General features: G+C 76.7%; 12 protein-coding genes. 4 read left to right on the forward strand and 8 right to left on the reverse strand.

Annotation, left to right across the window (positions count from 1 at the left end; all coding sequences use genetic code 11):
* Positions 1-37 precede the first annotated feature (37 nt).
* The 3 genes from ACFWIC_RS04805 to sigK all read right to left on the reverse strand — a co-directional run bounded on the left by ACFWIC_RS04805 (position 38) and on the right by sigK (position 2,861).
* On the reverse strand, positions 38-1,366 hold the full coding sequence (locus tag ACFWIC_RS04805) for an FAD-dependent oxidoreductase (RefSeq protein WP_329952814.1): 1,329 nt from the start codon (positions 1,364-1,366) through the stop codon (positions 38-40).
* A 191-nt stretch (positions 1,367-1,557) separates the two neighbouring features.
* Positions 1,558-2,304 carry an anti-sigma factor domain-containing protein gene (locus tag ACFWIC_RS04810; protein ID WP_380515827.1) on the reverse strand — a complete coding sequence of 249 codons (747 nt, stop codon included), beginning with the start codon at positions 2,302-2,304 and terminating at the stop codon, positions 1,558-1,560.
* Positions 2,301-2,861: an ECF RNA polymerase sigma factor SigK gene (gene sigK, locus ACFWIC_RS04815; protein ID WP_329952833.1), complete on the reverse strand. Its 561-nt coding sequence runs from the start codon at positions 2,859-2,861 to the stop codon at positions 2,301-2,303. Before sigK ends, ACFWIC_RS04810 begins: the two co-directional genes overlap by 4 nt.
* 441 nt (positions 2,862-3,302) lie before the next feature.
* Here sigK and ACFWIC_RS04820 point away from each other — a divergent pair, with 441 nt between their 5' ends.
* From ACFWIC_RS04820 to ACFWIC_RS04830, 3 genes are all read left to right on the forward strand, one after another.
* Positions 3,303-4,388, forward strand: a complete 1,086-nt coding sequence (locus tag ACFWIC_RS04820) for a spore photoproduct lyase family protein (RefSeq protein ID WP_380364378.1) — start codon at positions 3,303-3,305, stop codon at positions 4,386-4,388.
* Between the two features lie 170 nt (positions 4,389-4,558).
* Entirely contained in the window at positions 4,559-6,034 is a 1,476-nt protein-coding gene (locus ACFWIC_RS04825; protein WP_380515916.1) for an SDR family oxidoreductase, read from the forward strand.
* Positions 6,035-6,373: 339 nt separating this feature from the next.
* Positions 6,374-8,401 carry a hypothetical protein gene (locus ACFWIC_RS04830; protein WP_380515831.1) on the forward strand — a complete coding sequence of 676 codons (2,028 nt, stop codon included), beginning with the start codon at positions 6,374-6,376 and terminating at the stop codon, positions 8,399-8,401.
* Between the two features lie 36 nt (positions 8,402-8,437).
* On the opposite strand, the gene ACFWIC_RS04835 is transcribed toward ACFWIC_RS04830, so the two are convergent.
* The 5 genes from ACFWIC_RS04835 to ACFWIC_RS04855 all read right to left on the reverse strand — a co-directional run bounded on the left by ACFWIC_RS04835 (position 8,438) and on the right by ACFWIC_RS04855 (position 15,816).
* Positions 8,438-8,989: a MarR family winged helix-turn-helix transcriptional regulator gene (locus tag ACFWIC_RS04835; RefSeq protein WP_355408073.1), complete on the reverse strand. Its 552-nt coding sequence runs from the start codon at positions 8,987-8,989 to the stop codon at positions 8,438-8,440.
* Between the two features lie 150 nt (positions 8,990-9,139).
* Positions 9,140-11,293 (reverse strand): MMPL family transporter, encoded by a 2,154-nt coding sequence (locus ACFWIC_RS04840; protein ID WP_380515834.1) that lies wholly within the window; start codon positions 11,291-11,293, stop codon positions 9,140-9,142.
* A 60-nt stretch (positions 11,294-11,353) separates the two neighbouring features.
* Complete coding sequence (locus ACFWIC_RS04845; protein WP_329881153.1) at positions 11,354-11,746, reverse strand: hypothetical protein; 393 nt, start codon at positions 11,744-11,746, stop codon at positions 11,354-11,356.
* Between the two features lie 355 nt (positions 11,747-12,101).
* Positions 12,102-12,467 carry a hypothetical protein gene (locus tag ACFWIC_RS04850; protein ID WP_329881155.1) on the reverse strand — a complete coding sequence of 122 codons (366 nt, stop codon included), beginning with the start codon at positions 12,465-12,467 and terminating at the stop codon, positions 12,102-12,104.
* 226 nt (positions 12,468-12,693) lie between these two features.
* Positions 12,694-15,816, reverse strand: coding sequence for a phosphocholine-specific phospholipase C (locus tag ACFWIC_RS04855; RefSeq protein WP_329952820.1), 3,123 nt, complete (start codon positions 15,814-15,816; stop codon positions 12,694-12,696).
* A 549-nt stretch (positions 15,817-16,365) separates the two neighbouring features.
* On the opposite strand from ACFWIC_RS04855, the gene ACFWIC_RS04860 reads away from it, so the two are divergent.
* Positions 16,366-19,656: an amino acid adenylation domain-containing protein gene (locus ACFWIC_RS04860; protein ID WP_380515838.1), complete on the forward strand. Its 3,291-nt coding sequence runs from the start codon at positions 16,366-16,368 to the stop codon at positions 19,654-19,656.
* Positions 19,657-19,722: the final 66 nt, after the last annotated feature.

Consider the following 19,722-nt stretch of genomic DNA (forward strand, 5'->3'; position numbering starts at 1 on the left):
GGGCGGGGCTCCGCCGGGCGGGTGCGGGCGGGCCCGGTCACGGCGCCGCCGCCCCGAGCAGGGCGCGGGCCGCGGCGAGTCCGGAGCGGCAGCCGTCCTCGTGGAATCCCCAGCCGTGGTAGGCGCCGGCGTAGGCGGTGCGGGCGGTGGTGAGCTCGGGCAGCCGGCGCTGGGCGGCGACGGTTTCGGTCGTGTAGAGGGGGTGCTCGTAGACCGTCCGGGAGACGACGAGGGCCTCCGGGACGGGCTGGTGCAGGTCCTCGTTGAGGGTGACCAGGTAGTCCTCGGGGGTGTCGAGTCCGAGCAGGCGGTTGAGGTGGTAGCTGACCCGGGCCGTCCCGGAGCGGCCGTGGCAGTCGGGCGTCAGGTAGTTCCAGGAGGCGCGGGCCCAGACGGCGCGGGGCAGGTGCCCGGCGTCGCGGTGGAGCACGGTGGGGTTGCGGGAGTAGCGGAACGCGCCGAGCACGCGGCTCTCGGCCGGGGTCGGGTCGCCGAGCAGGCGCAGCGCCTGGTCGGCGTGGGTGGCGACGACCACGGCGTCGGCCTCGGTGCGGCGTCCGTCCTCGGTGGTGACGGTGACGCCGTCGGGGTGGCGGTGGACGGCGCGGACGGGCGCGCCGCGGTGGACGGCGGCGGTGCGTTCGGCGATCCGGTCGACGTAGGTGTGCGAGCCGCCGACGACGGTGCGCCAGGTCGGGGAGCCGGTGACGCCGAGCAGGCCGTGGTTGTCGAGGAAGGTGAAGAGGTAGCGGGCCGGGTAGTCGCCCGCGAGGTCCGGGGCGCAGGACCAGACCGACGAGACCAGCGGGCGCATGAAGTGGGCGGCGAAGTAGCCGGTGAAGCCGCCCCGGTGGAGGAACTCGGCGAGGGTCGGCTCGTCGCCGGGCGGGCCGGCGAGCAGGCGGCGGGCCCGGCGGTGGAAGAGCGGGATCTCGGCGAGCATCCTCAGGTAGCGGCCGCGCAGCAGGCTGCCGGGCTGGGCCAGCAGACCGGCCGGGCCGCGCGCTCCGGCGTACTCCAGGCCGCAGCCCCCGCACCGGACGGACATGCTCATGTCGCTCTCGCGCGTGCGGACGCCGAGTTCGGCGAAGAGCCGGGTCAGCTCGGGGTAGGTGCGCCGGTTGTGCACCAGGAAGCCGGTGTCGAGCGGCACGGTCCGGCCGTCCAGGGCCTTGACGTGCTGGGTGTGGGCGTGGCCGCCGAGCCGGTCGGCCGCGTCGAACAGCTCGACGTGGGCGCCGCCGCGCCCGAGCTCGTACGCCGCGGTGAGACCGGCCACCCCGGCGCCGACGACCGCGATCCGCCGGCGGTCGCCGGTTCGCGGCGGTCCCACGGTGGCCGTCCTGCGGGTGACTGCTCCGGTCATGTGCACTGGTGTCCTCTCGGGCTCACCCGTCGTGTCCGGGCCGGCCGGACGTCGGGTTCACCCGTGCTTCGGAGCCGCCGCCCGCCCGGATTGGCCCGGCCGGGGACCGGAGCCGAACCGGACCGCCGGGCGGCGGTGAAGGGTCGCCGCCCCGCGTGGACGAACGGGGCGGCGGCGGTCCCGGGCCGTCGTCAGACGAACGGCAGCAGCATGACCGGGGCCCCGGTCGGGTGCGGCGAGCCACCGGCGGGTTCGACCGTCACACCGACGCCGGCAGCCCCGGCGATCGGACCGTCGAGCAGCACCGCGCCGGTGCCCGCGGGCAACAGCCCGGCCGGCCGCATGGTGCCCGCGTCGTCGAACCAGAGCTCGTACGTCCGGTCCGGCGGCAGCGCGGGCATGCCGGCCGCCAGCAGCCCGGCCCGGCCTCGGCTCTCCGACCAGACCACGGTGGCCTTGCCCGTCCCCGCCGTCGCCGAGGTGGTCCGGACGTCCGGCGCGGTGAACAGCGAGCCGAGGGCGGCCTGCTGCTCGACCAGCCGGTCGGCCCGTGCCCGGGCCTGCCGCGCCTCGTCGTGCTGGTGGACGGCGACCCCGCCGAGCGTGGCGGCCACGGCGACCGAGGCCGCCAGCGCGAGCTTCGGCCAGTGGCGGCGCACCCCACCGGCCCGTCCTGGCCGCGCCACGGCGGCCCGGGCGGGCGGCGGGACCTGACGGACGGAAACGATGCCGCTCATCACCCGCGCCTTGAGCTCCGGCGCCGGGGTCACCGTCTCGGCCGCGCCGAGACGCGCCAGGGTGGTCGCGAACTCGGCGACCTCCTGGGCGCACGACGCGCACCGGGCGAGGTGTTCCTCGAAGGCCTCGCGCTCCGGATCCGGCAGCGCGTGCGCCGCGTAGGCGCCGGTCAGCGTGTGAAGGTCCGCTCCGGTCGTCATGACGCCACCCCCAAGCAGTCGCGGAGGCGGATCAGGCCGTCCCGCATCCGGGTCTTCACCGTGCCGAGCGGGGCGGAGAGCAGGTCGGCCACCTCGCGGTAGGACAGGCCGCGGTAGTAGGCGAGCGTGACGGCCTCGCGCTGCAGTTCGGTGAGCGCGCGCAGGCAGCGCCGGACCAGCTCGCGCTCCAGCCGGTTCTCGACCTGCTCCGCCACCTCGTCGAAGGCGGGCGTGTGCGACCGGGCGGCGTCCCGCCGGTCGCGGTCGGCCGCCGCCTGGGCCGCACGCACCCGGTCCACGGCGCGCCGGTGGGCCATGGTCAGCACCCAGGTCATCACCTCGCCGCGCTCCGGCTGGTAGCGGGCGGCCGTCCGCCAGACCTCCAGCAGGACCTCCTGGGCCACCTCCTCCGACTGTGCCGCGTCCCGCAGCACCCGGCGGACCAGGCCCAGGACCGGACCGGCCACGGCGTCGTAGAGGGCCGAGAAGGCGTCCTGGTCGCCCCGGGCGGTCCGGGCCACCAGGTCCCCGAGGTCCGGACCGCGCCGTCCGGGCATCGGCAGGGGCACGACGCTGCTCACGCGGCCACCCCCGGTCGCGTGGCACGGACGGGCTGGCCGCCCGGTGGGCGGTTGGTCGGCATCGTTCCTCCAGTGCCCCGGCGGCGCGGGGGCGGCCGGGACGGTCGTACGGTTGGGGCACCGGGTCTTCGAGGCCGCGTGCCCGGTGGATTGCCCCGACTTTCCGGAACGGCCTTCCCGCTTCCCGGCGCGACGCGGCGGGCGGATCCGTCCAGGCCCCGAGGGGACGCACGGCGGTCCGGCCCGCCACGGCCCGCCACCGGCCGTCCGGACGGGCCCGCACCGGACGGGCCCGCACCGGGCGGACCGAAACGCACGGGCGGACCTGACCGGACAGACCCTGCGGGGCCGGACCCGTCCACGGGGGCGCCGGCTCCGAAGATCGAACAGCATCACCCTGTCAGGAGGTCCCCGCCCGTGCCACCCGCCGTCAGGCCGCCCCGGCCGCCCCAGCCCTTCGACATCCGCTACGTCTACGCCGAGCCCGAGGCCGCCGCCTCCGTCCGGGGCCGCGAGGTACTGGCCGGCTTCCCGCAGGCCGAGGTGATCGAGGTGCCCTCGCACTGGCAGATCCCGCACCTGCACGGCAACGCCGGCAACGTCGAGCGGTGGGCCCGGATCAAGCGGGAGGTCCTGGTGCTCGGGGTGAAGAAGTCGCTGGCGGCCCGGCCCAACGGGCGTTCGGCCGACTGGATCGCGCCCAGCTCCGCCAACGGCTGCGCCCTGGCCTGCGCGTACTGCTACGTCCCCCGCCGCAAGGGCTACGCCAACCCGGTCACGCTGTTCACCAACATCGACAGGATCATCGGGTACCTCGCCGGGCACGTCCGGCGCCAGGGCCGCAAGCCCGCACCCAACCAGTGCGACCCCGCCGCCTGGGTCTACGACATCGGGGAGAACAACGACTGCGCGGTGGACGCCCTGCTCTGCGAGAACACCGCCGACCTGGTCCGCGCCTTCCGGCACTGGCCGACCGCCAAGGCCTCGTTCGCCACCAAGTGGGTCAACCCCGCGCTGCTCGACCTGGACCCGCGCGGCCGGACCCGGATCCGCTTCTCGGTGATGCCCCCGGCCGACGCGCGGCTGCTCGACGTCCGCGCCGCACCCGTGCCGGACCGGATCGCGGCGGCCGGCGACTTCCTCGCGGCCGGCTACGAGGTGCACTTCAACCTGTCGCCCGTCGTGCTGCGCGCCGGCTGGCAGGCCGACTGGGCCGAGCTGCTGCGCCGGATGGACGACACCCTGCCCGCGGCGGTCAAGGCGCAGGCGGCGGCGGAGATCATCATGCTGACCCACAACCGCGCGCTCCACGAGGTCAACCTCGGCTGGCACCCCCGGGCCGAGGAGGTGCTGTGGCGCCCCGCCCTCCAGGAGCCCAAGCGGTCGCAGAACGGTGACCTGAACGTCCGCTACCGCCTCGGGACCAAGGCCGCCGCGCTCGACGAGCTGCGAACGCTCATCGGGCGGCACGCGCCCTGGTTGCGCGTCAGGTACGCCTTCTGACCCCTGTCCCCGCCCTCCCGGGAGCCACCGTGAACGCCGCCGACAGCACCCCCGCCGACCCGCGATCCACCGGCGGCACCGGCCCCGTCGGCGGCGGGACCACCGCCGACGCCGCCGACCCGGCCCCCGACCCCGCCGACGGCGGCCGGAGCGCACCCGGCCGGCTCTGCCTGGTCACCGGCGCCACCGGCTACATCGGCGGCCGGCTGGTACCGGAACTGCTCGCCGCCGGGCACTCCGTCCGCTGCCTGGCCCGCGACCCGGGCCGGCTGCGCGACCACCCCTGGCGGGCCCGGGTCGAGGCCGTCGCCGGGGACGTCACCCGGCCGGAGAGCCTCGCGGACGCCTTCGCCGGCGTCGAGGTCGCGTACTACCTGGTGCACTCGCTGGGCACCGGCCCCGACTTCGAGGCCACCGACCGGGACGCCGCCCGGGCCTTCGGGCAGGCGGCGGCCCGGGCCGGCGTGCGGCGGATCGTCTACCTGGGCGGGCTCGTCCCCGCCGGGGTGAACCCCGACCGGCTCTCTCCGCACCTGCGCTCGCGCGCCGAGGTCGGCCGGATGCTGCGGGAGAGCGGCGTACCGACGGCCGAGCTGCGGGCCGCCGTGATCATCGGCTCCGGTTCGGCGTCGTTCGAGATGCTCCGTCACCTCACCGAACGGCTGCCGGTGATGGTCACCCCCAGCTGGGTGGACACCCGGATCCAGCCGATCGCCGTCCGGGACGTGCTGCGGCTGCTGACCGGGTCGGCCACGCTGCCCCCCGAGGTGAACCGGGCGTTCGACATCGGCGGCCCGGAGGTCCTGACCTACCGCCGGATGATGGAGCGCTACGCCGCCGTCGCCGGGCTGCCCCGGCGGCTGATCGTCGCCGTGCCGGTCCTGACGCCCCGCCTCTCCAGCCACTGGGTCGGCCTGGTCACGCCGGTGCCGAACCGGATCGCCCGCCCGCTGGTGGAGTCGCTGCGGTACGAGGTGGTCTGCGCGGAACACGACCTCGTCCGCTACCTGCCGGACCCTCCCGGCGGCGCCACCGGGTTCGACGAGGCGGTCCGGCTGGCGCTGCGCCGGATCCAGGACGCGGAGGTCGTCACCCGCTGGTCCTCCGCCTCCCTGCCCGGGGCGCCCAGCGACCCGCTGCCCACCGACCCGGACTGGGCGGGCGGGAGCCTCTACGAGGACGTCCGGGAGCTCCGGGTGGACGCCGGACCGGCCGCCCTCTGGCGGGTGGTGGAGGGCATCGGCGGGGAGAACGGCTGGTACTCCTTCCCCCTGGGCTGGGCACTGCGCGGCTGGCTGGACCGGCTGGTCGGCGGGGTCGGCCTGCGCCGGGGCCGCCGGGACCCGTACCGGCTGCGGGTCGGCGACTCGCTGGACTTCTGGCGGGTCGAGGAGCTCGTACCGGGCCGGCTGCTGCGGCTGCGGGCCGAGATGCGGCTGCCCGGCCTCGCCTGGCTGGAGCTGTCGGTCGGTCCCGACGGGGACGGCAGCCACTACCGGCAGCGGGCGCTGTTCCACCCGCACGGACTGGCCGGGCACGCGTACTGGTGGTCGGTGGCGCCGTTCCACGCCGTGGTCTTCGGCGGCATGGCGCGCCGGATCACCGAGCGGGCGCAGGCGGAGGGCACCCAGGGCCACGGCGGGTGAGCCGCCACCCGGCGGGACGGGCACGGACGGCTCCCCCGATCGGCGCAACCATCACATGATCGACTCGTTGGACCCTCCGCCACCATCCATCTCACGGCTCGGGAGGGCACGTTGCTGCGACGGAACGCCGGCGGACCGGCCCGGCCGGACGAACCCGCGGGACCGGACCGGATCCGGCGGCCGGGCCGCGTCCGGGGCGGGACCGGGGGCCGCGGCGGGAGCCGGCGGCCCGACCGGGACCCGCAGCCCGGGAGGCCGGTGTGGCCGGGACCCCACCCGCAGCCGGACGGCCACCCGCAGCCGGGCCGGGAGGGGCGACCGGACGCGTCCCCTCGACCGGTGGCGCTGGCCGAGGCGGCGCTGGTCCGGCACTACCGCCGACTGGTCCGGCTCGCCTACCTCGCCCTGCCGGCCGACCGGGACCGGCACAGCCGGGTCCTCGCCGCGCACACCGCCGTCCAGCACGCCCTGCCGTACCGTCGCACGCGGCCCGTCGACCCCGCAGGTGCCCCCGACGAGCCCGGTGCCCCCGGTGCCGACCCGGTCGACGGCGGGACGGCCAAGGACGGGACGGCCGACGGCGGGGACCCGCTGTACGACGCCCTCCGGCTGACGGTGCTGCGCGCCGCCCTGCGCCCGCGCCCGGCGGGCCGGCTGCTGGCACCACGGGTCTGGGGACTGCGGCTGTTCACGCCGACCGGCGGCGAGGAGGACGCGGCACTCGACCGGGCCCTCGCCGAGACCGGGGCGCCCGTCCGCGCGGCGTTCGCACTGCTCGCCGTCGAGGGGATCGCCCCGGGCCGGGCCGCCGCGGTGCTGCAACGCGCCGGGGTCGACCACCCCGACGGGGCCGTGGACCGGGCCGCCCGGCTGCTTGCCGAGCACGGGTCCGCCGCGGACGCCGGGGGCACGGCCGCGGGGCCGGCCGCCTTCGACCCGTGCGCGGTCCGCGTCCAGCCCACCGACCTGATCCGGCGCCGCCGCACGCTGGGCGCCGTGCTCGCCGTCGCGGCACTGGCGCTCACCACCACGGCGGCCGTCCTGGGCGCCCCCGCCGACGACCGCGCCCCGGCCGCCCGCGCCCTGCCGGTCCCGCCCGCGGGCGACGCGGCCGGACCGGCCGGGGCCGCGACGACCGACCCGGCCCGGCTGGTCCGGGTGGCCGCGGACCGCTGGCGGCGCACCGCCCGGATCGACCTCTCCGCCTGGCCCGCCCGGGGTGACCGCCTCGCCGACGCCGCCCTGCTCGGCCGGGCGCTCACCGCCTGGGCCCAGCCGGGCCCGCAGCGCCGGGCGGAACCGGGCACCGTCGCCGCCCCGCCGGCCGGACCGCCCCAGCTGCTGTTCGCCGGCACCGTCGACGGCGCCGCCGTCGTGGTGCTGTTCGACGGCCGGACGCTGGCCCGGTGGACCGACGGCCGCGGCGGCGGGCTGGACCTCGCCCGGGCGGACGGCTCCTCGGTCACCACGGCGGCGGTGGTGCTGCGCCGCCGGGGCGCCACCGCCCGCTACCTGCTCGCGCCCTGGGTCGAGGCGGCCGACAGCCGCCGGCTCGACCAGCCCGACTCCCCCGCCCGCCCGGTGGACCGGTCGGACGGCGTGACCGCGGCGCTGTCCGCACCGGACACGGCGCCGGCCGTCTCCCCGACCGCCCGGCCGACGGGTACCTCGGCGGCCTCACCGCCCGGCGCCCCCGCCGTCCCGCCGGCCGCCGGACCGGGAACCGCCACCTGTCAGGGCGACACCGTGCTCCAACTGCGTTCCTCCCCGGCGATCGCCGAGAAGCACGCCTTCCTCCTCGCCGACGTCGGCGGTCTCCTCCCCGCCCACCTCACCTACACGCCGCCGCCGGACCGGACCCAGCCCGCCGGGTCACCGCGCGAGGCGGTCGGCCCGGACGCGCTCCGGGCCTGGGCGCGCGCCGGGTGCGCCGCGCCGGACGGCACGCCCGGCGTCCGGCAGGTCAACCTCTGGACCTTCGCCGTGCAGCAGCTGCCGCAGAACGCGGGGACGGCGGCCTGGGTCTGCCTGCGCGCCGACCGCTGGGACGGCGAGGGCAGCGCCGCGACCGCCGTCCTGCTGCCCGGGGCCAGGACGGCGCAGCGGACCGGCGGCGGGCCCGGCCGGGCGTGCAGCCGGTTCGAACAGGACACCGTCGGCTGGACGTGGTGGCGCTCCCCGCAGGGCACCGAGTACCTGCTGGCCGCCGGAAGCCGCCGGACCGCCCGGATCGCCGTCAAGGGCCCCGACTGGTCGGCCGACCGGCCGGCGCCGGACCGCGCCGTCGCCGTCGAACGCCCGGCCCGGAGCGCCGTCACCGTGGAGGCCGTCCTGGACGGCGGGGCCCGGATCGCCCCTCCGCGCTGATCCCGGCCCTCGGGCGGCCCGAGGGCCGGGGGCCGTTCAGCGCGAGTGCCGCAGCTCCTCCAGCTCGCCGGTGATCCGCCCGAGGAAGCGCGCCACGGCGGCCAGCTCGTCCGGGGTGAACTCCCCCCGTACCTCCTCGGTACGGCGCGCGACCGGCGCGAACCACTCGGCCGCCATCCGTCCCGCGCCCGGCAGGTAGTGCACCACCACGAGCCGGCGGTCGGCGGCGTCCCTGGTCCGCCGGACGTGCCCGGCCCGCTCCAGCCGGTCCAGGACGGCGGTGACCGCCCCGGAGCTGAGGCCCAGTTCCTCGCCGAGCCTCCCGGGGGTGATCCCGCCCGGGTCGCCGCCCGGCCCGGGCGCGGCCCGCATGACCGCCAGCAGCGCCTGGACGTCGGTGGTGTGCAGACCGCTGGCGGCGGCGAAACCGTGGCCGAGCAGGTTCATCTCGGAGGCGAGGTCCTGGAGCAGCCGGCCGAGCGCCGGGGTGCCGGGCGAGGAGCGGTCGCCGGCCGAGGGGTGGTCACCGGTCGGCGCCGTGCCGGGCTCCGGCTTCTCCCGCCCCTGCTGTTCCTCTTGCTCGGGCAAGGGCTCTTCTTCCGGTCGGGTACGAGCCGGTACGGGGGTTGCCCGGCGTACGGGGTGACAATCCGTTCAGCCTAACGGTGCCGCCCCGGCGCACGCTCTCGGACGCGCGCCGGGGCGGCCGGGGGGTTCCGCCTCCCGGCGGGCCCGCCGTCAGACCCGCTCCACCGTCGGATCCTGCGTCGCCGGACGCGAGGCCGGTCGGCCGATCCGGGCGGGCCACCAGACGCGGTCGCCGAGGTCCCGGACCAGCGCCGGCACCAGCAGCGAGCGCACCAGCAGGGTGTCCAGCAGCACGCCGAAGGCCACGATGAAGGCGATCTGGGCGAGGAACGCCAGCGGGATCACCCCCAGCGCGGCGAAGGTCGCGGCGAGCACCACGCCCGCCGAGGTGATCACCCCGCCGGTGGCGGTGAGCCCCCGCAGCACCCCCTCCCTCGTGCCGATGCGCAGCGCCTCCTCCCGGACCCTGGTCATCAGGAAGATGTTGTAGTCGACGCCCAGCGCGACCAGGAAGACGTACCCGTAGAGCGGCACCGACGGGTCGACGGCGGAGAAGCCGAAGACGTGCGGGAACACCACCGCGCTCACACCGAGCGTCGCCAGGTAGGAGAGCCCCACGGTGGCGGCGAGCAGCACGGGCGCGAGCAGCGAGCGCAGCAGCAGGACCAGCACGGCGAGGACGCAGAGCAGCACCACCGGGGTGATCAGTGTGCGGTCGTGGTCGGCGGTGACCCGGGTGTCGTACTGCTGGGCGGTGTACCCGCCGACCAGCGCGTCCGCGCCCGGGACGGCGTGCACGGCCTGCCGCAGGCGCTGCACGGTGGCGATCGCCTCGTCGCTGTCGGCCGGGTCCCCGAGCGTCGCCTCCAGGCGGACCCGGCCGTCCACCACCAGCGGCGGGCCGCCGGGGGCGCCGGCGGTGACGGTGCGGACGGCGGCCACGCCGGGGACGGCGGCGGCCGTGGCGACCGCCTCGGCCCGGTCGGCGGCGGCGATCACCACGGCGGGGTTCCCGCTGCCGCCGGGGAAGTGCGCGGAGAGCAGCCGCTGGCCGGCCACGGAGGGCTGGGCCTTGACGAACAGTTCGGTCTGCGGGACGCCGCCCGCGTCGAGTCCCGGGGCGAAGGCGGCCAGTGCGGCGAGGACGGCGAGGCTGCCCGCCCACAGGGCGCGCGGGCGGCGGGCGACCAGCGCCGCGATCCGCCCCCAGACGGCGTGCACCGGTGGCCGGCCGTCGGCGGCGGGCCGCGCCGGCCAGTAGGCGGCGCGGCCGGTCAGCACCAGCGCGGCGGGCAGGAAGGTGAGCGCGGAGAGCACGGCGCAGCCGATGCCGATGGCGCCGACGGGACCGAGGGCCCGGTTGTTCGTGAGGTCGGAGAGGAGCAGCACCAGCAGACCGAGGGCGACGGTGGCACCGGAGGCGGCGATCGGTTCGACCGACTGCCGCCAGGCGGTGCGCATGGCCGCGAACCGGTCGCCGTGCAGGTGCAGCTCCTCGCGGAAGCGGGCGGCGAGCAGCAGGCCGTAGTCGGTGGCGGCGCCGATGACCAGGATCGACAGCAGGCCCTGGATCTGGCCGTCGACGGTGACCAGGTCGTGGTCGGCGAGCAGGTAGACCAGCGCGCAGGCGACGCCGAGGGCGAAGACCGCGCCGAGGATGACCAGGAGCGGCAGCAGCACGCTGCGGTAGACGGCGAGCAGGATCAGCAGCACGACGCCGAGGGCGACGCCGAGCAACAGGCCGTCGATGCCGGCGAAGGCTCCGCCCAGGTCGGCGAGGATGGCGGCCGGCCCGGTCAGGCCGACGGTGGTGTCGGGTACCCGGGCGGCGAGGTCGCGGACGGCCCGGACGGTGTCCGCGGTCTCCCGGCCGAGGTCGGCGCGCAGCTGGACGACGCCCTGGAGGGCTCGGCCGTCCTCGGCGGGGACGGCGGGCGAGACCCGTCCGGTGGCTCCGGGCAGGGCCGCGGCGGCCCGGAGGGCCTGCTCGGCGGCGGCGCGGCGGGTGTCGTCGACGGGGCCGGTGCGGCTCTCCCAGACGATGACGACCGGCATCGCGTCGGTGGTCCGGAACGCCTCGCCGAGACGCGCGGCCTCGGTGGACTCGGCGCTGCGCGGCAGGAAGGCGGCGCGGTCGTTGGTGGCGACCTCCCCGAGCCGGCCCGCGTACGAGCCGAAGGCCCCGCCGAGGCCGAGCCAGACGACGAGCAGGGCGAGCGGGACCAGCAGGCGCAGGCGCCGCCGGCCACCGGGGGTGGCGGGGGACGGCGCGCTCGGCGGGGCGGCGGGACGGGCAGTGGGCATGGCGGGGCGCCCTCCGGACAGGGGCGGGTGGTGGACAGCCCGGATCCTATCTCTCGATCATCAAGAGACTTGACGCGTGGAGAGATCCCGGCCGGACGTCAGCAGGCCGGCGACGGAGAGTGCGCCCCAGCCGACCGAGACCGCGACCGCCATCACGCGGTGCCGGCGGGTCGGGAGGGCGGTGGCGAGCAGGGCGGCGTCGCCGAAGTCCGAGGCGATCCGGACGGCCGTGGCGGCGCGGAGCGCCGAGTCGTTCGGCGCCAGCGCCATGGCGAGGCCGCAGGCGGCGTCGCGGAAGGCCAGCGGGCGCACGCACGCGGCGACGGCGGCGGGGACCGATCCGTCCGGCGCGGTGAGGCCGGAGGGGCGGGCGAGCAGGGCGGGGCGGCGGGCGACGGCGAGACCGTAGACGGCGGTGGCGGCGCCGGTGAGGCGGAGCAGGCGCTGGTTCATGGCGGGACCTCCCGGGTCGGCGACAGAGGCGCTCGGGGCTGGTTCGGGGGCGGATCAGGGGCGGATCAGGGGCGATTCGGGCTGCGCGGCACGCAGGCTCATCCGGTGGTTCGGAGCGGCGGGCCGCCCGGACGGGTCGGATCGCCGGCCGTCCGGACGGACCGGAGCCCGCTGCGGCCCGTCCGGAGCAGTGTCCCCCGGCGCCGCGCCGTCCGGGCTGCCGCCACGTCGCCCCGACCCGGCCCCCGACCCGGCCCCGGGCCCCGGCCCGGCGCGGGCCGGTCGGCCCCGGACAGGCGACGGGCCCCCCGGGCCCCCCCCGGGGGGCCCGTCGCCGCTCGCACGCGGGCGGTGGTCAGGCGATGCGCTTGAGCTGCCAGGAGTTGTTGTTGAAGCTCGGGGTGACCGAGTAGCGGCAGCTGCTGCTGTAGAAGGCGCTGACCTCGACCCAGCCGGACGGCGGCAGCGCCGAGGAGCAGACGTTCACGGTGGTGCCGATCGGGTAGCCGGTCAGCTGCATGATCCTTCGGCTGTTCGGGTTGAAGCCCGGGCCGCAGGCGTAGCTGTTCCACCACTGGACGTCGGCCCAGCCGCTCGGGGTGAACTGGCTGTTGCAGACGTCCTGGGTGTCGCCGGGGGCGGCGTGCGCGGTGGTCGCCGTCAGGGTGAGCGCGGCGGCGGCGGCGCCGAGGGTCAGGGCGGCGGCGCGGAGACGGGACACGAGGCGGCTCCTCTCGCGGGTGCGGGCGGTCCGCACCGGCCCCCCTTTCCTACCGGTGAGGGGGCGGCTGCGGACAGTGACTTTCCGGTCCGGTCCGCCGCGCCCCGGGACGGGTTTCCGCCTGTTGACAGCGCCCGGCGACGGCGGACGGCCCGCCCGCGCCCCGGGGCGGGGGTGCGGACGGGCCGTCGGGCCCGCGGCCGGGAAGCCGGCCGGCGGGGAGAGGTCAGCCGGTGATGGGCTTGGTGTCGAGACGGACGTGGTCGACGGCCCAGAACCAGTTGTTGCCGGCGTCGTACATCCGGAACTTCAGGGTGACCGTGCGGGCGCCCGCCGGGACGGCGAACTTCCGGGTCACGAAGGTGTTCTGGACGTCCTTGCCGGCGTTGTCGTTGCCGGTCGCGTCCGAGCTGTAGTGGACCAGCCGGACCTCGGAGCCGTCGTCGAACACGGCGCTGACCGCGGCCTTCTGCGGCGCCTCCTGGCGGTAGTGCGAGTCGAAGGCCAGGTGCAGGGTCGTGGTGCCGGCCGGGACGGGCACGGCGGGCGAGACCAGGGTGGAGTCGAAGACGCCCTTGCGCGACGGCGAGCCGGTGTCGTCCCAGTCGTCCGGGTCGGCGACGGCCAGGATGCCGAGGCCGCGGGTGAAGTTGCCGCGGTCCTGGCCGGCCGGGGTGGACCAGGCGCGCTTGGTGTGGAAGGTCCAGCCCTGGAGCCGGGTGGTGCCCTGCGGCATCGCCGGCGCGTTGACCACCGACCAGCCCTGCGGCGCCTGCGGCGTCCAGCCGAGGACACCGGAGATCGGCTGGAGCGCGCCGGCCAGCGACTCGAAGTCCTCGCCGAGCAGGTGGCCGGCCATCACCGGCGCGGTGCGGGCGGCGATCTCGCCGTCGGCGACGGCGAACCGGTTGTCGGCCAGCGCCCGGGCGGTGACCAGGATCCGGTGGGTGGCACCGTCCGGCAGCTGGGCCGGCGGGGTGACGTCCCACTCCGCGGTGGCGGTGGCGCCCGCCGCGAGCGCGGCCGGCGGCGCGGTGACGGCGGCGACCGTCCAGCCGGCCGGGACGACCGGCTGCGCCTCGATCGAGGTCAGCGCGGCGGTGGCGGTGAAGCGCGCGGTGACCCGGGCCGGGCGGCCGGGCAGCAGGATCGCCTCGTCGATGGTGGTCGACGCGGCCTTGAGGGCGACGTCCAGCGCCAGCGGGTCGGTCAGGCCCATCGCCGGGTCGGTGAACAGGTGCTCGCCGTCCCAGGGGAAGCGGCCGGCGATCCGGCGGCGGAAGGAGACGTCGCCGCGCAGGCCCACCGCCACGTCGTACCAGCCCTCGGGGCCGACCTTGACGTTGACGGTCTTGTCGTCGCCGGCCGCGACCCGGACCTCGCGCAGCCCGTCGCCGTAGGCGAGGTCGCCGACCAGGAAGGTCTGGGCGGTGCGCGAGCGGTTGATCACGTCCACCTCCAGGACCTTGCCGTTCTGCTCCTCGGAGAGCGAGATCTCGTAGGTGGAGGCGAGGTCGCCGCGCAGGTGCCAGAAGGCGCCGTTGGGGCCGTGCACCCGCAGGTCGTAGCCGTCCTGGCCGACCGTCCACACGTCGGAGAGGCGGCTCTTCGCGCCGACCGTGTAGTGGCGCGGCGCGGCACCGGGGGCGGGGTAGACGGCGAAGACGGCGCCCTGCTTGCCCTGGTTGACGAAGTCGACGGTCAGCTGGTCGCCCTTCAGCCGGGGCTTGACCAGCAGGTTGTACGGGGCCGGGCGGGCCGCGCGGGTGCCGCGCTGCTGCTGCGGGAACGTCTGCGGGTTGGGCACGGTCGGCGCGGGCAGCTTGCCGGTGTCGACGACCTTCTGCCGGTTGCCGCTGGTGTCCGGCAGCTGCGGCCAGCGCGGGTCGCGCCCCGAGAAGTCGAAGAGGTTGGTGAGGTCGCCGCAGACCGACCGGCGCCAGGGGCTGATGTTGGGCTCCTGGATGCCGAAGCGCTGCTCCAGGAAGCGCAGCACCGAGGTGTGGTCGTAGACGGTGGAGTCCACCACGCCGCCACGGGTCCACGGCGAGACGACGATCATCGGCACCCGGACGCCGAGGCCCATCGGGTACGGGCCGGAGACCAGGGTCTCCCCGGCGGGCAGCGTGTCGGACCAGGCGAGCGAGCCGTCGGCCGCCTTCACCCGGTACTTGCCCTCCTGGCTGACCACCCGGTGGTAGGTGGAGCCGCCCTTGCTCACCCGGACGACCACCTCGCCGTCGACCGACACGGTGGACTTGCCGCGGCCGGCGGCCAGCGGCGGGACGGGGGGCAGCTGGTGGTCGAAGAAGCCGCCGTGCTCGTCGTAGTTGAGGATGAAGACGGTCTTCTCCCACACCTCCGGCTTGGCGGCCAGCGCGGCCAGCAGCCGGGCCGTCAGGTGCTCGCCGTTCGGCGGGGCGTAGTTGGCGTGCTCGGAGAGCGCGGCGGGGGCGACGATCCACGAGACCTGCGGCAGCGTGTCGGCCTGGATGTCGGCGGCGAAGGCCTCGACCAGGGCGTCGCCCATCGCGAACGGGTCGCTCTTCTTGGCCGGGTCGCCGACGGCGCGCATGCCGCGCTCGTACAGCGGCTCACCGGGCTTGGCCTTGACGAAGGGGGCGAACCAGGCGAGCGCGTTGTCGTCGAAGTTGTCCAGCGCCTGGTAGGTCTTCCAGCTGATGCCGGCCCGCTCCAGCCGCTCGGCGTAGGTGGTCCACTCGTAGCCGCCGGGGATCTCGGTGTTGTCGGTCACCGGGGTGTCCCGTACGGTGCCGCCGCTGGTCCCGGTCATCAGGTGCTCGCGGTTGGTGTTGGTGTTGCACTGCACCGACGCGTAGTAGGCGTCACAGGTGGTGAACACCGAGGCGAGCGCGTTGTAGAACGGCATGTCGGCGGACTCGTAGTAGCCCTGGCCGAGCCAGCCGCCGGAGCGGCGGGTGACCGAGCCGTCGGCGCGGCCGTCGTTCCAGGCGTTCATCGAGTCGACGAAGCCGAACGCGGGGGCGCCCTGCTGGTACGCGTTGGTGTGCGCGGCGTTCATCGGGAAGGGCAGCAGGTGGCCCTCCTTGCGGCTCGGGTCGGGCTGGTGGAACACCGAGCGCCCGTTGACCCCGCGCACCGCCGTCCGGTCGCCGAAGCCGCGCACGCCGGGCAGCGTGCCGAAGTAGTGGTCGAAGGCGCGGTTCTCCTGCATGAACACCACGACGTGCTGGATGTCCGCCAGGCGGCCGGGCTTGGCCGGCGCGGCCAGCGCCTCGCGGACGCTGAGGGGGAGGGCGGACAGCACGGCGGCGGCCGCCGCGCCACCGAGCAGGGTGCGGCGCGACAGTTCGGGCTTCGGACTCATCGGGGGTGACTCCTTGTACACGGGCACTGGGCCTCCGTTCGGCCCAGACCCGTTATGTCTATGGCCCCGAGATGGACGGGAACGGACCCGTTCGATGGCGCTTCGATGACGGACAGTGAACCCAGAGCTGTACAGACAACTTGGCCCGACTTGACACCCCCTGCGGAGGCGCCTGCGGGCGCCTCCGCACCGGCCTCCGCACCCCGCCCGGAGCGCGGCCCAGCTGGCACGTCACAGAAGGTAGTTGACGAACCGTTGGACTGTCCGGGCCAGGTCGTGGACAACCCTTGACGAGGCATGTGGTCTGTGGAAATCTCTCGGCAGGTCCAGGCCAATGATCTTCCGACGGGGGAGGGGATCGAACCGCCTGACGCATCAGGGGGGAAACCTGGGAGTCGGGTCGGCCTTGCCACAGCGGCCTGCCGACCGGTCCGAGGAGCGGGCCGGGCACCACTCGGCAGCCGCGCCGTCCACCCGGGCCGCACCGTCGCGGCCCCGCTCGGACGCGTGTCACGCAGCTCCGTCTCCGACTCCCGAATCGAGCACGCCATGTCCGACTCCCCCGCCGCACCCGGCCCTGTCGCCACCTCGGAGGAACCCGCGAGAACGGCGCACACCCCGGCACCGACCGGGCGCCCCGCCTCCCCGGCCCAGCACGGGATCTGGCTGACCAGCCGGCTGACCCGCACGCCGGAGACCTTCCACCTCGCGCTGCGGTTCTCCTTCGACCGGGTCGACACCGGCGCCCTGGAACGGGCGGTCACCGCCACCGTCGGCCGCCGTCCGGCCCTCGCCTCCGCCCTGGTCGAGCGGGACGGCCTGGTCCGACTGGTCCCGGCCGCGAGCCCGCCCGCCCTCACCGTCGTCGACACGACGGCCGACACCCGTGACGGCCTGGCCAAGCGGCTGACCGAGGAGATCACCCTCCCGTTCGACCTCGCCACCGGACCGCTCGCGCGCTTCACCCTGCACCGGCGGCCCGACGGCGCGGCGGAGCTGCTGGTGGTGGCCCACCACGCGGTGTTCGACGGCAACTCCAAGGACGTGCTGGCCGCCGACCTCGCCGCCGCCTACACCGCCGAGCACGCCGCCCGGCACGGCGGGGCGCCCGGCCCGGCCGCCGGCACCGGTTCGGAAGGCCCCGGCACGGCCGACGCCGCCGCGGTCGCCGACGGGGCTCCGGCCGGCCCCGACCCCGACCTCGTCCGTCGGGCCGCCGCGTTCCACGGCCCCCGCTGGGCCGCCGCCACCGAGCCGGTCCTGCCCCACGGCCCGCGGGCCACCACCGACGCCGGGCCCGGCGAGGCCGTCACCTGGCGGCTCGACGGCCCCGGCCGCGCCGCCCTGGCCGACGCCGCGCGCGACAGCGGGGTCACCGTCTTCGAGTTCCTGCTCGCCGCCCTGCACGGCCTGCTCCGGCGCTACGGCGGCGAGTCGGTGCCGGTCGCCGTCCCCTTCGCCACCCGCCGTCCGGACCGGCCCGGCGAGATCGGCGTCTTCGTCAACGAGCTGCCGGTGTACGCCCCGGCCGACGCCGGCGAGGAGAGCACGTTCGCGCAGTACGCGCAGGCCGTCCGCGCCGAGGTCCGGCTGACCTCCGCCCACCGCGCCGTCCCGTTCGGCGAGGCCGTGCCCGGGCTCACCCCCCGGGTCGGGCTGGCGCCGGTGTCGTTCGGCTACCGCCGGCGCACCGCCGCCGACCCGGTCTTCCCGGGCAGCGCCACCCGGATCGACTGGACGGTGTTCCACCACGCGTCCCGCAACACGCTCCACCTCCAGGCGGTCGAGGACGCCGAGGCCGTCGTGTTCTCCCTCCAGTACGACCCGGCCGTCCTCGCACCGCACGCCGCCCGGCGGATCGCCGGACACCTGGCCGGCCTGCTCGCCGGCGCCACGGCCGACCCCGCCACCGTGCTCGGCGACCTGCCGCTGCTCGACGCCTCCGAGGAACACCTCGTCACCACCGGGTGGAACGAGACCGCCTGCGCCTACCCCGCCGACCGGACCGTGCTCGACCTGGTCCGCGAGCGCGCCGCCGCCACGCCGGACGCCGTCGCCGTGGTGGCCGGCGTGGAACGCCTGACCTACCGGGAGCTCCTGCGGCGCGCCGACCGGCTGGCCGACGCCCTGTCCGCCGCGGGCGTCGGCCGGGACGACCTGGTCGGGTTGCACCTGAGCCGCACCGCCGACCTGCCCGCCGCCCTGCTCGCCGTGCACGCGGTCGGCGCCGGCTACCTGCCGCTCGACCCCGGCTACCCGGCCGAGCGGCTCGCGTTCGTCCTGGCCGACTCCGGCGCCGTCCTGCTCCTGGCCGACCGCGAACCGGCCCCCGAGGTCGCGGCAGCGGCACCCCGGGTGCTCCGGCCGGCCGACGCCGCGTCCGCGCCCGGCGCCGGCGCCGACCCCGCACGCCCGGCCGGCGGGGCGGCCACGGACGGCGGAACCGCGCCGGGCCGACTCGCCTACGTGCTCTACACCTCCGGCTCCACCGGCCGCCCCAAGGGCGTCGAGATCGGCCACCGCGCGCTGGTCAACCTGCTCTCGGCCTTCGCCGACCGGCTCGGCTCCGCGCCCCGGGACGTCTGGCTCGGCCTCACCTCCCTCTCGTTCGACATCTCCGCCCTCGAACTGCTGCTGCCGCTGGTCACCGGCGGGCGGCTGGTGCTGGCGCCGGACGGCCTCGCCGTCGACGGACCGGGTCTGCGGGCCCTGATCGAGCGCGAGGGCGTCACCCACGTCCAGGCCACCCCCTCGGGCTGGCGGGTCCTGCTCGGCGCCGGACCGCTGCCGTCCGGCCTGACCGGCCTGGCCGGCGGGGAGGCCCTGCCGCTGCCGCTGGCCCGGGACCTCCGGGCGGGCACGGACCGCCTGTTCAACGTCTACGGGCCGACCGAGACCACCATCTGGTCGACCTGCGCCGAGATACCCGCCGGTCCGGAGGCCGTCCGGATCGGCCGGCCGATCGCCAACACCCGGGCCTACGTGCTGGACCGGCGGCGCAGGCCGCTCCCGATCGGCGTGCCGGGCGAGCTGCACCTCGGCGGGGACGGGGTGGCCGAGGGCTACCTCGGCCGCCCCGGGCTGACCGCCGAACGCTTCGTCGAGGACCCGTTCGATGCCGCCCGCACCTCCGGCACCGGCGGCCGGCTGTACCGGACCGGGGACCTCGCGGCCTGGACCGCCGACGGCGAGCTGGAGTTCCTCGGGCGGCTCGACGACCAGGTCAAGATCCGCGGCCACCGGATCGAGCTCGGCGAGATCGAGGCGGCGCTGCTGGCCCACCCCGGCGTCGCCGAGGCCGCCGCGGCCGTCCGCCAGGGGGACGACGGCGAGCCGTTCGTGGCCGGCTACCTCGTCCCCGCGTCCGGGACCGCCGCCCCGGACGCCGCAACCCCGGACACCGCCCCCGACACCGCGCCCGATACCGCCGAGCTGCGAGCCTTCCTCCAGAGGCTGCTGCCCGCCGCCGCGGTCCCCCAGCGCTTCGCGGTGCTCGACCGGCTGCCCCTGACGCCCAACGGCAAGCTGGACCGCCGGGCCCTGCCCGTCCCGCCGGTGCCGGTCGGCACGCCCGCCGGGGCCGCGGGCACGGCCGAGGGAGCAGGGTCCGAGGAGCGCGACGAGGTGCTCACGGCCGTCCTCGGCGTCTGGGCCGAGGTCCTCGGGCTGCCCGACCTGGGGCCCGAGGAGGATCTGTTCGAACTCGGCGGCCACTCCCTGACGATCATTCAGATCACCGCCAGGATCCGCGACCTGCTCGGCGTCGAGCTCGACTTCGACGTCTTCTTCGCGACCCCCACCCCGCTCGGCATCGCCGCGGCCGTCCGCGAACTGCGCTGACCTTCCCGGGCGGCGCGCGCTCCACCGCGCGCCGCCCTCCCCTTCCCGCGACGGATCCGCCCCACC

The sequence above is a fragment of the Kitasatospora sp. NPDC127035 genome, assembly GCF_042726075.1.
Lineage (GTDB): Bacteria > Actinomycetota > Actinomycetes > Streptomycetales > Streptomycetaceae > Kitasatospora.